The following is a 15717-nucleotide window of genomic DNA, read 5'->3' as shown; positions in this document are numbered from 1 at the left end:
TAAATGAGGAGTTGTTTTATATATGACGGCAGCGATCACTTATCGCCTGATCAAACAAGACAAGCACACTGGTGCCCGTCTAGGTGAAATAACCACGCCCCATGGGACTTTTAAAACACCAATGTTCATGCCTGTTGGTACTTTGGCATCGGTGAAGACCATGGCCCCTGAAGAACTTAAAGATATGGGTGCGGGGATTATCTTGTCCAATACTTATCACTTGTGGCTGCGACCAGGCGAAGAGATCGTCAAGGAAGCTGGCGGCTTACACAAGTTTATGAACTGGGACCGGGGTGTGTTAACTGATTCCGGTGGTTTTCAGGTTTTCTCTTTAGCAGATAGTCGCAATATTACTGAAGAAGGCGTGACCTTTAAGAACCACTTAAATGGCGCTAAAATGTTTTTGTCTCCAGAAAAAGCGTTACAGATCGAAAATGACCTCGGGGCTGATATCATTATGAGTTTAGATGAATGTCCGCCATTTTTTGAGAGTTATGATTACGTTAAAAAATCCGTTGCCCGGACAACACGTTGGGCGGCTCGGGGCTTAGAAGCCCATGCCCATCCAGATACACAAGGGTTGTTTGGCATTGTGCAAGGCGCTGGTTTTGAAGATTTACGGACTCAAAGTGCCAAGGATCTCGTGAGCCTCGATTTTCCAGGCTATTCCATTGGTGGGTTGTCCGTGGGGGAATCTAAGGCTGAAATGAACCGGGTCTTAGATTTTACGACACCGTTATTACCTGAAAACAAACCCCGCTATTTGATGGGGGTTGGTTCCCCAGATGCCTTGATCGATGGCGTTATTCGGGGCATTGATATGTTTGATTGTGTTTTGCCCACCCGGATTGCCCGCAATGGCACGGTGATGACTTCCCAAGGCCGCTTAGTGGTCAAAAACGCCAAGTATGCTAAAGACTTTACGCCGCTGGACCCTAATTGTGATTGTTATGCTTGTCGGAATTACACCCGGGCATACATTCGCCATTTAATCAAAGCCGATGAAATCTTTGGGATTCATTTAACCAGCTATCATAATCTATACTTCCTATTGCACTTGATGCAACAAGTACAACAGGCAATTATGGATGATGATTTGTTGGCTTTCCGCCAGGACTTCTTTGAAACTTATGGCTTCAATAAAGAAAAGGCAAGAAATTTTTAAGTTATAGTAAAGTCCGCTAATTTTTGGTAAGATAATACTAATAAAGAAGAATGAGAGGTTTTGCAATTGAATTTTCTAGCAGCAGGCAGTAGCAGTTGGTCCTTTATTTTAATCCTAGTCGCAATGGGTGTGGTCATGTACTTCAGTATGATCCGGCCACAAAAGAAGCAACAGCAAAAACGTCAAGAAATGATGAACCAAATGAAAAAAGGCGACAAGATCATCACCATTGGTGGGTTACATGGTGTGATCGATACGCTGGATAATGATGCAAAAACGGTCGTTATTGATAGTGATGGTGTTTATTTAACCTTTAATTTATCTGCCATTCGCCAAGTTGAACCCACGACAGCCAACATCCCTGGGGTAACTTCTACACCAGAAGCGAAGGTTGAAGACCAAACGGACAATAAGACTGACGACAAGCCTGATGCAAGTGAAGCTGCAGATGCAAAATCAGCCGAAAATGATCAAAAAGCCGACAAGTAAACCGGGACGCTTTAAGCCCGTTTTTGTTTAAAGGTGAACAGAGTTTGCAAATGACAAGTCTAAGTTAAGCTTTGAAACCCTTGCTAAATAAGGGGAATAAACTGTTATTGAAAATACTACAATAAAATATGTGAAAAGAATCACGAAACTACTTTACAAATATGAGCGACCGTTATACAATACTAATTGTGAAATGAATAACAAAGACATCAAAACCTAAACGGGGGAATTTAAATATGCTTAACGTAGACAAGAAAGACAAAGCGACACAACCTGGTACCGTCAACGTCCAAGAAATGGTGGACGGTTTGGTTAAAGATGCACAAGCCGCATTAAAAATCATGCACGGCTTTGATCAAGAAAAAGTAGATAGTATTGTTCATGAAATGGCCATTGCCGGTTTAAACAAACATATGTATTTGGCTAAATTAGCCGTTGAAGAAACCGGTCGGGGCGTTTACGAAGATAAAGCTGTTAAAAACATGTTCGCCACTGAAGAAATTTGGCACGCCATTAAAGATGATAAAACTGTTGGCGTCATTGAAGACGACCGCGAAAAAGAAATTATTAAGATTGCTGAACCCGTTGGCGTTATTGCTGGGGTAACACCTGTGACCAACCCAACTTCGACGGCGATGTTTAAAGCCATGATCGCAATTAAAACTAGAAATCCGATTATCTTTGCCTTCCATCCCGGCGCTCAAAAGAGCTCAGCAGCTGCCGTAGATATCATTAAGGAAGCTGCTGTGAAGGCTGGCTTACCAGCTGGGGCCTTGAGCTATATTCCAACGCCAAGTATCGATGCTACGAAGACTTTGATGAATCACCCTGGGGTTGCCACTGTATTAGCAACTGGTGGGCCGGGCATGGTTAAATCCGCCTACTCTACCGGGAAACCTGCTTTAGGTGTTGGGCCTGGTAACGTCCCAGCCTTCATTGAAAAGACAGCCGATGTGAAACAAGCTGTTAATGACATTATGTTATCCAAGTCCTTTGACAATGGGATGATCTGTGCGTCTGAACAAGCAGCCATTGTTGAAGCACCAATTTATAAAGCGGTTAAAGAAGAATTTGCTGCCCAAGGGGCTTACATGGTTAAGCCAAGTGAATTACAAAAATTATCTGATACTGTGATTGATCCTGAAAAACACGCCGTTAATCCTAAAATTGTTGGACATTCGGCCATTGAAATTGCTAATTTGGCTGGGATCAAAGTCCCTAAAGGCACCCAAGTCTTAGTAGCTGAAATTGATGGGGTGGGGGATCAGTATCCACTTTCTAGAGAAAAACTATCACCTGTTTTGGCTTTATTAAAAGCTAAAGATGTCCAAGCCGGTTTCAAATTAAGTGAAGCAATGCTTGATTTGGGCGGTGCCGGGCACTCTGCGGTGATCCACACCAGCGCTAACAACAATGATTTAATGGTTGAATTTGGGATCCGGATGCATGCTTGCCGGATCTTAGTGAACTCACCATCTTCTGTTGGGGGTATTGGGGACTTGTACAACAACATGATTCCTTCCTTAACATTAGGTTGTGGCTCTTACGGGCGGAACTCTATTTCTCATAACGTGGGTACTTTTGATCTGTTGAATATCAAGATCGTGGCAAAACGCCGGAACAACATGCAATGGGTAAAGTTACCTCCCAAAATCTATTTTGAAAAAAACGCCATCAACTACCTTGAAAAGATGCAAGACATCAAACGGGCATTCATCGTAGGGGATCATGACATGGAGAAGTTTGGCTATGTCAAAATTATTGAAGACGCCTTGATGAATCGGAAGGAACCTGTCCAATTTGAATCTTTCTTAGATGTAGAACCTGATCCTTCCACGGATACGGTTTATAAAGGCACCGAAATGATGCGGACTTTTAAACCAGATACAGTTATTGCCATTGGTGGTGGTTCTTGTATGGATGCGGCCAAGGGCATGTGGATGTTTTATCAAGCACCTGAATCCTCATTCTTTAAAGCAAAACAAAAATTCTTAGATATTCGGAAACGGACCTACAAGTTCCCTAAATTAGATGATGTTAAATTGATCTGTGTGCCAACGACTTCTGGGACAGGATCTGAAGTGACGCCATTTGCGGTTATCACTGATAGTGAGACTGGGGTTAAATACCCATTGGCCGATTATGCCTTGACACCAGATGTGGCCATTGTGGACTCTCAGTTCATCCAATCAGTACCAAAAACCGTTGTGGCTGATAGTGGCCTAGATGTTTTATGCCACGCCATTGAAAGTTATGTATCTACCATGGCCAGCAACTATACCAAGGGTTTGAGTTTACAAGCCATTCGCTTAGTTTTTGAGAATTTGAAACAAAGTTATGACGGTGATCCAGCGGCCAGAGAACACATGCATGATGCCTCTACCATGGCAGGGATGGCCTTTGCCAATGCTTTATTGGGTATCAACCACTCCATTGCCCACAAACTTGGGGGACAATATCATCTACCCCATGGGCGCATGATCGTCATCACTATGCCACACGTTATTCACTACAATGCCAAGACACCTGAAAAACGGGCTATCTGGGCGAAATACAGTTATTTCCGTGCTGATCAAGATTATGCTGATATTGCCCGCACCATTGGTTTACAAGGGAAGAACAATGCCGAATTAGTCGATGCTTTATGCAATGCCATTGTTGACTTGGCAGAAAGCGTTGGCGTGAAGATGTCCTTGAAGGATCAAGGTATTTCTAAAGCTGATGTTGAAAAAAATGCTGACCAATTGGCTGAATTAGCTTATGAAGATAACTGCACTATCACCAACCCGAAGGAACCATTGATTGCCGATATGGCGCAAATCATTCGTGACGAATGGGCTGGTCCAAAGTCTTCATTTTAAATTATCATCCGACAGTTTGAACTAAAAAAGTGCTAACTAAAAACAAGTAGACGAATTCGCCTGCTTGTTTTTTGCATTCCAACATGCTTATAATGTTTTAGAATCAGATTTCAAGTTATCTATTTTCCGAAAGGGAGGTTCTTTTTTTGCAAAACGTATCTGAGAATCGAGTTTTAATTTATATTTTCGGCGGTTCTGGTGACTTAGCCCACCGGAAACTGTATCCTGCGCTATTTAATCTGTATCGTAAGAATCATATCAAACATAACTTTGCGGTTATTGGCACAGCTCGGCGGGATTGGAGTGACGATTACTATCGCAGCACAATCTTGAAATCATTAGAGGAACTCCCTGGCTCTTTCAACCAAAAGAATTCATTTACCAAACACTTTTACTATCAAGCCCACGATGTGACGGATTCAAAACACTACATCGCGTTAGATAATTTGGGCATTGAGTTGGAGAAGAAATATGAGACCCAAGGCAATCGTATTTTTTATATGGCCATGGCACCCAAGTTCTTCGCCACAATTGCGGAACATTTGAAGTCTCAAAATTTGGTATCCGAAAAAGGTTATAACCGGATCGTGATTGAAAAACCGTTTGGCCGTGATTTTGCCAGTGCCAAGGAATTAAATGATGCCATCAGCGATACCTTTAGTGAAGATCAGATTTATCGGATCGATCATTATTTGGGTAAGGAAATGGTCTTGGGCTTATTGCCGCTGCGCTTTAGCAATCCTTTCTTTGAACAAGTTTGGAATCGGGATTTCATCGATAATATCCAAATTAACTTGAATGAAGAATTAGGGGTTGAAGACCGGGCTGGGTATTATGAAACTGCCGGGGCTTTACGGGATATGGTGCAAAATCATATCATGCAGATTTTAGCCTTGACCACTTTAGGGGCACCGGAAAAAATGTCTGCTGAAGCCCTAAGAGATCAAAAGCAAAAGCTATTTGCCGGCTTGCAAGTCTATAAACCTGAAGAGGTCTCCAAGTATTTTGTCCGGGGTCAATACGGGGCCAGTGACATCCCTGATCACGAGCCAGCTTATCGAGATGAACCAAATGTGGCACCAAATTCCACGATTGAAACCTTTGTGGCCGGTGAAGTTCATATTGATAATGACCAGTGGCGGGGAGTACCAATTTTTATTCGTACCGGTAAACGACTACCCGAAAAGAACAGCCGGATCGATGTGGTCTTTAAACCAAGACAAAACCCCATCTTTAGCCAACCAGACGAACCCAATATTTTGACCATCGAAATTGAACCTGAAGAAGGGGTCGCTTTACAATTCAATGGCAAAAAGATTGGGCAAACCACTGACCCAGCGCGTTATCAATTGACTTACCAACACAGCAAAGCTGAAATAGCCCAAGTTTTAGATGCTTATGAACGGTTGATTTATGATGTGATCTTAGGCGATCACACTAATTTCTCCCATTGGTTAGAGTTAGAGAAGACTTGGAAATTCGTGGATGCGATTCGCCAATATTGGGACAATAATGCCCCAACTGATTTTCCAAACTATAAAAGTGGGACCGCGGGACCCGCTGCTTCGGATTCATTATTGCAACGATCTAATCGGCAATGGATCTATCAACCTGAACCGCGCACGACCCGTTAAAGGGCCAAAGGACGCTTTGAAAACTGTATTACAACAATGTCAAAAAAAGTCGGTATATCCTATTATATCGGCTTTTTATTTGTTATAATATGACTAGCTTCTGTTACTGTTTGTACGGCAAAAGGTTAGACAGGTGAGGATAATGTCTCAGAAAATGTTATTTGAAATGCCGATCCTAAACAACACCCAGCGCAAAATTATTCATGTGGATATGGATGCTTTTTATGCCTCAATCGAAATGTTGCGGCATCCCGAACTGCGGCAGCGACCCGTGATCGTCTCCCATGACCCACGGCAAACCCACGGCAAGGGCGTGGTGACCACTGCCAATTATGTGGCCCGCAGCTTTGGGATTCACTCGGCTATGCCGGCGCAAAAGGCTTTTGAGTTGGCTAAGGATCATCAACCGGTTTTTATTGACCCGGATTTTCCAACTTATCGGCGAATTTCCGACCAAGTTCATGATATCTTTCATGAGGTCACAGATATTGTGGAACCCTTGGCCTTGGATGAGGCGTATCTGGAAGTGACTGAAAATAAATTAGGTTTCAAGCAGGCCATTGACGCGGCCATGTACATTCAAAGTAAAATCTACCGGCAACTGGGGTTAACCTGTTCTACAGGGATCACTTACAACAAATATATCGCCAAACTAGCCTCAGATTACCGCAAGCCCTTTGGCCGAACGGTGGTACTGCCGGAACAAGCGGAGGAATTTTTAAAACGGCTGCCCATTGAAAAATTTCAAGGGGTCGGCAAAAAGACCATTCCTAAGATGCATGACCTCAAGGTGTTTACTGGGGCAGATTTGTATGCACTGTCAGAGTATGATTTGATCCATCATTTTGGCAAGATGGGCCATATTTTGTATCAGCGGGTTCGGGGCATTGACAATCGGCCTGTGGAAGCCGATCGGACCCGTAAATCGGTGGGAAAAGAACGGACGTATAACCCGCCTTTAGATAATCAAGCCGATATTTTGGACCAACTCAAGTTGTTTAGCCAGCAAGTGGCTGATATTTTAGCCAAACGCAATCTCCAAGCAAAAACAGTGGTTTTGAAGATGCGAGATTCAGATTTTGTGACCACGACGAAGCGGATTACGGTGGGGGAGTACATTTACACAGCGGCCGATATTTTAGCGGTGGCCCAGGAACTGTGGACCACCTATGGTAGTTTGAGCCGAGAAATTCGCCTCTTGGGCGTGACCACCACCACATTGTTATCGAAGAGTTACGAAAATATGACATTACCACTAATTTTTTAACAGATATTGAGGGTGTTTCTGTGACAACAAAACATGAACAAATATTGGATTATATTGAAACCGTCCCCATTGGCAATAAGATATCCGTGCGCTCTATTGCCCGGGCGTTAAATGTCAGTGAAGGGACGGCCTATCGGGCCATTAAAACGGCTGAAACTGAAGGCCTAGTCACGACGATTGAACGGGTCGGGACCATGCGGATCGAACAGCGCTTAAAGGGGAAGATTGAAAACCTAACCTTTCGAGAAATCGTTAAAGCGATTGATGGGGAAGTTTATGGGGGCTTTAACGGCTTAGACAAGTTATTGGATAAGTTTGTCATTGGGGCCATGACCCTACAAGCTATGGAGCGCTACATCACACCCAAATCTTTGATGATCATTGGGAACCGAGAAGATGGCCAGCGCCTAGCTATGCAAAATGGGGCGGCGGTCTTGATCACTGGGGGCTTTTCAGCCACCCAAAGTATTATTGATTTATCCAACGAATTGGCGCTGCCAGTGTTGGGGACAACTTACGATACCTTTACGGTTGCCGCAATAATCAACCGGGTTTTGACCAACCAATTAATCAAAAAAGAAATCGTCACCGTGGGGGATATTTATCAACCCCTTGCCCAAGCAGATTACTTATTGAACACGCAATCCGTGAAGGACTACATCCAACTGACTCAAAAAAGGGGTCACTCTAGATTTCCAGTAGTCAATAAACAAATGCGGCTGTTAGGCGTTGTCACTGGTAAAGATGTGTTGGAACGGTCTAATAAGACGCCTTTGGAAAAAATAATGACGAAAGATCCCCTGGTGGTGCGTAAGAACAGCAGTGTGGCCAGTGCCGGTCATTTGATGACTTGGAATAGTTTAGAGATGATTCCGGTGGTGGACAACAAACTTCAGCTAGAGGGGATCGTTTCTCGAAAAGATATTATGGAGACCATGCAAATGGCCCCAAGACAGCCTCAAGTCACCGATACTTTTTATGATCAAATGATTGGCAGCTTACAAGAGACTGATACAGAACTAGATCCCACGCTCAGCGCCCAAGTTCAGGGGGCTTATCGCTTTGAAGTTCAACCACAATTGGTGAATAGTCTAGGGACGATTGCCTTTGGGGTTTTATCCGAGTTAGTGGCAGATAGCTGCCAGCGTTTGTTGAACAATCACTATAAGAAAAACGCCATTGTGGAACAAATGGATCTGCATTATTTAAAATTGATTCAATTGGAAAGTAATTTAACGATTCGACCCCAAATTTTAGATATTGGGCGGCGTTCGGCAAAAATAGATGTGAATGTTTACGTAAATCATGTTATTGTTGCTAAAGCGATTTTAATGTTGCAGTTACTAGAGAGGAATTAATATGACAATCTTTCAGGATATTTTAGCAAAAATCAGTGCCTATCCCACAATTATCATTCATCGCCATGAAAATCCCGATCCGGATGCCATTGGCTCCCAGAGCGGATTGGCCAATGTTATCAAAAATAGTTTCCCTGATAAAAAAGTTTATAAAGTCGGCGGTCCCATTGGCGATTTGGATTGGATCGATACCATGGATACCATTGGGGATGACATTTATCAAGATGCTTTAGTAATTGTTTGTGATACGGCCAACACGCCGCGAATCAGCGACAAACGTTATGATCAAGGGGCTTATCTCATTAAAATCGACCATCACCCCGATGATGACCACTATGGGGATTTGGTTTACGTCAATGATGATGCCTCCAGTACTTCTGAAATTATTACCCAGCTGGTGGATGCCAGTGCGGGAATGTTGAAATTGAATACGACCGCCGCACGTCAACTTTACGCCGGCATCGTGGGGGACACCGGTCGTTTCATGTACCCATCCACCAGTCCGGAAACCTTTAGGATTGCTGCAGAATTAACCAGTTTTGATTTTGCCTTGGACAAAGTGAGCCAACATATGAGTGAGGTTACTTTGGCCCAAGCTAAATTGCAGTCTTTTGTTTATGATCATTTACAAATTGATACTAATGGTACTGGTTTGATGGTGATTTCCCGAGCTTTGTTAAAAGAGATGGGGATCGCCGATGACCAGGTCAATGCAGTGGTATCCACGCCAGGACACTTAAAAGAATGCTTGGCTTGGATTTTAGTGGTGGAACAACTAGATGGGACTTACCGGGTTCATTTCCGCTCCAAGGGACCAGTTATCAACGAATTGGCCAAAGCTCACCGCGGTGGGGGCCATCCCTTGGCCAGTGGCGCCCGCGCTCGGGATTTAGGAGAAGTTACGACAATCTATGAAGCGCTACAACAACTCGTCAGCACGTATAAAGAAAATGAGGTTAAGCATTAATGGCAGCAACTTTTAAACAATTTTCACTTTCATCCAAGATGATTGACGCCTTGGATAAGATTAATTTCACCACCCCGACACCGGTTCAAGAAAAACTGTTACCCCCAGTCTTAAGTGGCCGGGATGTCATTGGTCAGTCACAAACTGGCAGTGGCAAGACCCATACCTTCTTGATCCCAATTTTAGAAAAAATAGACCCGACTCAAGAAGTGGTTCAAGCCGTCATTACCGCGCCCAGCCGGGAATTGGCTACCCAATTACAGGACACCTTTGAAACCTTGATAGCCGCCTATGATCCCCAAATCCGAATTCACAATTATGTGGGGGGCACTGATAAGAAGCGGCAAATCGAAAAGCTCGAAAATCAACAACCCCATATTGTCATTGGCACACCGGGCCGAATTTTAGATTTGGTCAATAGTGCGGCGTTACAAATTCAAACGGCCAAGATTTTCGTGGTGGATGAAGCTGATATGACGCTTGATTTAGGCTTTTTAAAGGACGTGGATCAAATTGCCAGTAAAATGCCAGCACAACTACAAGTTCTGGTATTTTCTGCCACGATTCCACCAAAACTGCAGCCTTTTTTACGGAAATATTTGCATAATCCCCTATTTGAACAAATCAAAGCGACGACCTTAATTCCTAGCACGATCAAAAATCAGTTGTTCTTCACCAAAGGGAAGGATAAAAAACAAATTTTACAAAAATTAGTGACCCTTGGGGAACCTTACTTGGTTTTGATTTTTGCTAACACCAAAGAAAAGGTCGATGAAGTTTATCATTTCTTAAAGGATCAAGGCTTAAATGTGGCCCGGATCCACGGTGGCATTCAAGCACGAGAACGTAAGCGTATCATGAAAGAGATTCATGAACTGAAATATCAATACGTGGTGGCTACTGATTTAGCTGCCCGGGGGATTGATATCGAAGGGGTTTCTGAAGTGGTGAACTATGAGCTGCCAAGAGACCCTGAGTTCTTCATTCATCGGGTAGGTCGTACCGGACGTAATGGCTTAGCTGGAACAGCCTTGACCCTTTATGGTCCTGATGATGAACAAGAAATCGATGATTTGGAGAAGATGGGGGTTGTATTTGCGCCCATCCGTTTGGAAAATGATGAATTAGTGGCCGCGCCTAAGCGTAATCGCCGGGAGCATCGCCAAAAGAAAGCCGCGGATTTAGATCCAAAACTGAAGGGCTTTGTGAAAAAGGCAAAAATCAAGAAAAAGCCTGGTTATAAAAAGAAAATCAAAGAAGCCATTTCACAAGATCAGTTTCAAAAACGTAAGATTGAAAAGCGCCGGATGAAACGGGCTAAGAAGAATCGAGGTAAATAGCCATGGCTAGCCCTAACGCCTTGCAGCTGCCCCAATGGAATCAATTGACTGACGCTGATAAACGTCATCAATTCCAGCAACTGCTGCGTTATTTTGTGAGCCCCTTATTACCCATTAGCCAAATTCGACCCTATCATTATAGGTTTAAGGGCTATCAGTTTAATAGCTATCAAGCCTTTATTGCCGGATTTGATTTTGTGTTTATTCCAGGTGATGCGCAAGTGAAGTTGGGCTTGCGTCCGCAACGGATCCATGATCTCATGGCCACTTTGCCTGATGATGGCGATCAGGTAAGGCGCCAATTATTGACACAACAAACTTTAGATATGGCACCGATGTTAGTGGTTAAAACCCCTGTGGTGTTGAGCCAACAACCCCAAGGCGTGATTGCCATTAAAACAGGGGAATTTTTTGGCGACCCCCTTTTTGCCAAGCGCCGTCAAGGTGACATTCAAAATACGTTGATGCAACTGCAGCAAACCACGTCTGATCCTGATACGCAGCAGCTGCCCAAGCAGATTATTAACCCGTGGAGCATCAGCACGTTGATGGCTGATCAGGCTTATTATCAAGTTACCACCAAACGCCCTGACCAAACCCCAGAGCAATTGAGCCAAGCCCTTTCGCAACAGGGGATGACCTTATTAGATCACTGGGATTACTTGTATTTGCGTAATACCAAGTATCCGCAGATTTTTCCTTGGGGCAATGCCTATCAAACGCCAACTTGGCCCGTGGCCCTAGACACGTATTTTGGCTTGACGTATCCTTTGGGGGTCAATCAAGCTGAGTTATTGACCCAAGGTTTAGTTGGTACCAGTGGTCAAGTTAGTGGCAGCAGACAGGCCTTAAGTTTGTCACCCTATTATTTAAATACGCAAGCAGCGGCAGAATTTACCGCCGCTCAAATTTTTTATCGGCCCATGATTTCAATCGTCTTATCTGATGATTGACTTATGTCCAAGGACTGCTCTATAATAATAAACGATAAAAAGGCCATAAATTTTTAGCGCTCACGTTCAGAAAGGAATCGTTGCTGTGAAGATTCCCGTGATCTAAGGATTTGCTACCTGTGATTAATAAATGAGATAATAAATGATTGAGTGGCTAACGAAGACATCGTTGCAATCAAGGTGGTACCGCGTTTAGGCGTCCTTGAATCGCAAAGGTGTCTTTTTATTCGCTTAGTGCTAATGGAGGCTATTTTTTAATGAAAAAACTGACCAGTGCCCAGACTCGGCAAATGTTTTTAGATTTTTTCAAGAGTAAGGGTCATGATGTGGAACCCAGCGCATCTTTAATTCCCCAAGACGATCCCACGTTACTTTGGATCAACTCTGGGGTAGCGACATTGAAAAAATATTTTGACGGCAGCGTCGTTCCTAAAAACCCTAGGATCACCAATGCCCAAAAGAGTATTCGGACCAATGACATTGAAAATGTGGGTAAAACCGCTCGGCATCATACTTTCTTTGAAATGCTGGGGAACTTTTCAGTGGGGGATTACTTCAAGGAAAGTGCGATTCCTTGGGCCTGGGAATTACTGACTAGCCCAGATTGGTTTGACTTTGAAGGGGACAAATTATATGTCACTGTTTACCCCAAAGATACTGAAGCCCACCGAATTTGGCATGAAGTTGTGGGTGTGCCCGAAGATCATATTTTAGAAGCTGAAGATAACTTCTGGGATATTGGTGAAGGCCCAAGTGGCCCAGACTCTGAAATTTTTTATGATCGGGGTCAAAAATATAATAATTTGCCGGAAGATGATCCAGAAAGTTATCCTGGTGGGGAAAACGAACGTTACTTGGAAATTTGGAATATCGTCTTTTCTGAATTCAACCATTTACCAGATGGTCGTTACGTGGAACAACCCCATAAAAATATTGATACGGGGATGGGCTTGGAGCGGATGGTCTCCATCATCCAAGATGCCCCGACTAACTTTGAAACAGATTTATTCCTACCGCTGATTCACCAAACGGAAGACCTCAGTGCTGCTAAGAAATATGGCGATAACAAAGCTGATGATACGTCCTTTAAGATTATTGCCGATCATGCCCGGGCGGTTACTTTTGCCATTGGGGATGGGGCTTTACCTTCTAACGAAGGTCGGGGCTACGTCTTACGGCGCTTAATTCGGAGAGCCTCTTTAAATGGCCAAAAATTGGGTATCCAGGGTGCTTTCTTGTATCAATTAGTACCAACTGTTGGCAAAATCATGCAAAGCTATTACCCTGATGTTCTCGCCCAAAAAGAGTATATTGCCAAAGTTATTAAATCCGAGGAAGATCGTTTCCAGGAAACTTTAAAAGATGGCTTAGATTTGTTAAATGATTTGATTGCCAGCCTAAAAACTGCAGGTACCAAAGTCATCAGCGGCGCCGATGCCTTTAAGTTATTTGATACCTATGGGTTCCCAGTGGACTTGACCAGTGAATATGCCCACGATGCGGGATTAGATGTGGATCAAGAAGGCTTTAAAGCCGAAATGGCTCAGCAAAAGCAGCGGGCCCGGGCTGCCCGGGGTGACGTGCAATCCATGGGGTCACAGAATAAGTTGTTAATGGATATTAAAGATCCCAGTGAATTTACCGGCTATGTGGAATTGATCGATAACGAAAGTGTGCTAACAGACATTATCGTAGCTGACCAATTACAAGACAGCGTGGCCAGTGGCAAAGCAGAACTGCTCTTTGATGAAACGCCGTTTTATGCAGAAATGGGGGGCCAAGTGGCTGATATTGGGGTGATCAAAAACGACCAAAATGAAGTCGTCGCCCGGGTCACCGATGTTCAGCATGCACCAAATGGGCAACCTTTGCATTTTGTAGACGTTTTAAAACCGTTACAAAAGGGGACGACCTATAGCTTACAGGTCAATGAAACCTTTAGAAAGAAAGTTCGGCGCAACCATACAGCTACCCACTTATTAGACCAAGCCTTACGGGAAGTTTTAGGTGCCCATACGCACCAGGCTGGCTCATTAGTAGAGCCAGATTATCTGCGGTTTGACTTCACCAACTTTGGTCAAGTGACCCCAGAAGAATTGACCCAAATTGAAAGTATCGTCAACGAAAAGATTTGGGCTGAAATTCCAGTGAAAACTGTGGAAACTTCCATGGCTGAAGCTAAAAAAATGGGGGCCATTGCCCTGTTCTCAGAAAAATATGGGGATGTGGTCCGCGTTGTAAATGTGGGCGACTGGTCCATTGAGTTATGTGGGGGAACCCATGTGAACAATACTTCTGAAATCGGGTTGTTCAAGATTCAATCTGAATCGGCAGTCGGTGCCGGTGTACGACGGATCGAAGCGGTAACGTCGCAAGCGGCTTTTGAATATCTTTCAAAACAACAAACCTTATTGCAACAGACGGCGCAAAGCCTAAAGGTTGTCAAGACTGACGAGGTGGTTGACAAAGTTGCGCAATTAAAGGATCAAGTTCGGGATTTGACCAAGGCCAACGATCGCTTAAAGGCTAAGTTTGCCCAGGAACAAGTGAGCGATATCTTCACCAACGTACAAACTGCCGGGGATTATTCAATTATTACCGGGCAATTACAAGTTGATGGCATGAATGCTTTGCGGCAATTGGCAGATCAGTGGAAGCAAAAACAAGCCTCTGATGTGTTAGTATTAGGCACAGCTCAAGGCGATAAAGTTAGCTTGATCGTGGCTGTGGCTGCGGCAACGGTTAAAAAGGGCATTAAAGCTGGCGATTTGATCAAAGCCATTGCGCCGCTGGTTAACGGTGGCGGTGGTGGCCGGCCAGATATGGCCCAAGCCGGCGGCAAGAAGCCCGCAGGCTTACCAGATGCTTTGAAACAGGCCGTTACATGGCTTGCAGCACAATAGTTTTCTCAGAATTAATTGTGCTTTAATTGTAAATCAGTTACAATTATCATTAATGAGCACAAAAATTGGGGGTCATTGGCATGAGTTCTTTAGATGAAACAATGCATTTTAATTTTGGCGATAATAACAACAAAAACGTCAAACAAACGCTAGAAGCGGTCTATCAGGCACTTGAGGAAAAGGGCTATAATCCGATCAATCAGATCGTGGGTTATTTGCTGTCAGGCGATCCGGCCTATATTCCCCGGCATAACGATGCCCGTAACTTGATTCGCAAACATGAACGCGATGAAATTATCGAAGAGTTAGTTCGGAATTATTTGGAGAAAAACCAATAATGCCAAGACTAATGGGACTTGACGTGGGTTCAAAGACTGTCGGCGTATCCGTTTCGGATTTGCTGGGTTGGACTGCCCAAGGCGTTGAAATTATCGCCATTGATGAGGATAAAGCAGAATTTGGTTTGGATCGTGTGGCAGAATTAGCCCAAAAATACGATGTCCAAGGCTTCGTATTAGGTTTGCCCAAAAATATGAACAACACCATTGGCCCCAGGGCGCAAAAGGCGCAAGACTATGGCGAATTGTTAAAAGAGAAGTTTGGGTTGCCCATTGATTTTATTGATGAGCGTTTGACCACGGTCCAAGCAACCCGGATGTTGGTAGAAGAAGCCGATACATCTCGGAAAAAACGTAAAAAAGTTATTGATAAGCTGGCTTCGGTCATGATTTTGCAAAACTATTTAGATAGCAAAGGTAAATTAACCACTCTTTAGCTGAA

At 43.9% G+C, this 15717-nt stretch carries 12 protein-coding genes; all 12 read left to right on the top strand.

Features of this window, described 5'->3' with window-relative positions:
- Positions 1-22: 22 nt before the first annotated feature.
- The 12 genes from tgt to ruvX all read left to right on the top strand — a co-directional run bounded on the left by tgt (position 23) and on the right by ruvX (position 15712).
- A complete protein-coding gene (gene tgt, locus FC83_RS11440) occupies positions 23-1165 on the top strand; it encodes a tRNA guanosine(34) transglycosylase Tgt (RefSeq protein ID WP_035452723.1) in 1143 nt (380 codons plus the stop codon).
- A gap of 123 nt (positions 1166-1288) precedes the next feature.
- A complete protein-coding gene (yajC, locus tag FC83_RS11435; protein ID WP_052004634.1) occupies positions 1289-1654 on the top strand; it encodes a preprotein translocase subunit YajC in 366 nt (121 codons plus the stop codon).
- 236 nt (positions 1655-1890) lie between these two features.
- On the top strand, positions 1891-4515 hold the full coding sequence (gene adhE, locus FC83_RS11430; protein WP_057002795.1) for a bifunctional acetaldehyde-CoA/alcohol dehydrogenase: 2625 nt from the start codon (positions 1891-1893) through the stop codon (positions 4513-4515).
- Positions 4516-4661: 146 nt separating this feature from the next.
- A complete protein-coding gene (gene zwf, locus FC83_RS11425) occupies positions 4662-6149 on the top strand; it encodes a glucose-6-phosphate dehydrogenase (RefSeq protein ID WP_057002794.1) in 1488 nt (495 codons plus the stop codon).
- Positions 6150-6291: 142 nt separating this feature from the next.
- Positions 6292-7416 (top strand): DNA polymerase IV, encoded by a 1125-nt coding sequence (gene dinB, locus FC83_RS11420; protein ID WP_035452718.1) that lies wholly within the window; start codon positions 6292-6294, stop codon positions 7414-7416.
- 20 nt (positions 7417-7436) lie between these two features.
- Positions 7437-8774, top strand: a complete 1338-nt coding sequence (locus FC83_RS11415) for a DRTGG domain-containing protein (RefSeq protein ID WP_035452716.1) — start codon at positions 7437-7439, stop codon at positions 8772-8774.
- A 1-nt stretch (position 8775) separates the two neighbouring features.
- Positions 8776-9741, top strand: a complete 966-nt coding sequence (locus FC83_RS11410) for a DHH family phosphoesterase (RefSeq protein ID WP_035452714.1) — start codon at positions 8776-8778, stop codon at positions 9739-9741.
- Positions 9741-11081 (top strand): DEAD/DEAH box helicase, encoded by a 1341-nt coding sequence (locus tag FC83_RS11405; protein ID WP_057002793.1) that lies wholly within the window; start codon positions 9741-9743, stop codon positions 11079-11081. Before FC83_RS11410 ends, FC83_RS11405 begins: the two co-directional genes overlap by 1 nt.
- 2 nt (positions 11082-11083) lie before the next feature.
- On the top strand, positions 11084-12034 hold the full coding sequence (locus FC83_RS11400) for a hypothetical protein (RefSeq protein ID WP_035452712.1): 951 nt from the start codon (positions 11084-11086) through the stop codon (positions 12032-12034).
- 257 nt (positions 12035-12291) lie between these two features.
- Complete coding sequence (alaS, locus tag FC83_RS11395) at positions 12292-14937, top strand: alanine--tRNA ligase (protein ID WP_057002792.1); 2646 nt, start codon at positions 12292-12294, stop codon at positions 14935-14937.
- A gap of 80 nt (positions 14938-15017) precedes the next feature.
- Positions 15018-15275 carry an IreB family regulatory phosphoprotein gene (locus FC83_RS11390; RefSeq protein ID WP_057002791.1) on the top strand — a complete coding sequence of 86 codons (258 nt, stop codon included), beginning with the start codon at positions 15018-15020 and terminating at the stop codon, positions 15273-15275.
- Positions 15275-15712, top strand: a complete 438-nt coding sequence (ruvX, locus tag FC83_RS11385) for a Holliday junction resolvase RuvX (protein ID WP_035452711.1) — start codon at positions 15275-15277, stop codon at positions 15710-15712. Before FC83_RS11390 ends, ruvX begins: the two co-directional genes overlap by 1 nt.
- Positions 15713-15717: the final 5 nt, after the last annotated feature.

The organism is Agrilactobacillus composti DSM 18527 = JCM 14202 (assembly GCF_001436375.1).
GTDB lineage: Bacteria > Bacillota > Bacilli > Lactobacillales > Lactobacillaceae > Agrilactobacillus > Agrilactobacillus composti.
This window is presented reverse-complemented; position numbering and strand designations above follow the sequence as displayed.

Bases quoted from the DNA above. Each gene is read 5' to 3' on its own strand.
- tgt (WP_035452723.1), top strand. From the start codon at position 23: ATGACGGCAGCGATCACTTATCGCCTGATCAAACAAGACAAGCACACT.
- yajC (WP_052004634.1), top strand. From the start codon at position 1,289: ATGGGTGTGGTCATGTACTTCAGTATGATCCGGCCACAAAAGAAGCAA.
- adhE (WP_057002795.1), top strand. From the start codon at position 1,891: ATGCTTAACGTAGACAAGAAAGACAAAGCGACACAACCTGGTACCGTC.
- dinB (WP_035452718.1), top strand. From the start codon at position 6,292: ATGTCTCAGAAAATGTTATTTGAAATGCCGATCCTAAACAACACCCAG.
- FC83_RS11410 (WP_035452714.1), top strand. From the start codon at position 8,776: ATGACAATCTTTCAGGATATTTTAGCAAAAATCAGTGCCTATCCCACA.
- FC83_RS11405 (WP_057002793.1), top strand. From the start codon at position 9,741: ATGGCAGCAACTTTTAAACAATTTTCACTTTCATCCAAGATGATTGAC.
- FC83_RS11400 (WP_035452712.1), top strand. From the start codon at position 11,084: ATGGCTAGCCCTAACGCCTTGCAGCTGCCCCAATGGAATCAATTGACT.
- alaS (WP_057002792.1), top strand. From the start codon at position 12,292: ATGAAAAAACTGACCAGTGCCCAGACTCGGCAAATGTTTTTAGATTTT.
- FC83_RS11390 (WP_057002791.1), top strand. From the start codon at position 15,018: ATGAGTTCTTTAGATGAAACAATGCATTTTAATTTTGGCGATAATAAC.
- ruvX (WP_035452711.1), top strand. From the start codon at position 15,275: ATGCCAAGACTAATGGGACTTGACGTGGGTTCAAAGACTGTCGGCGTA.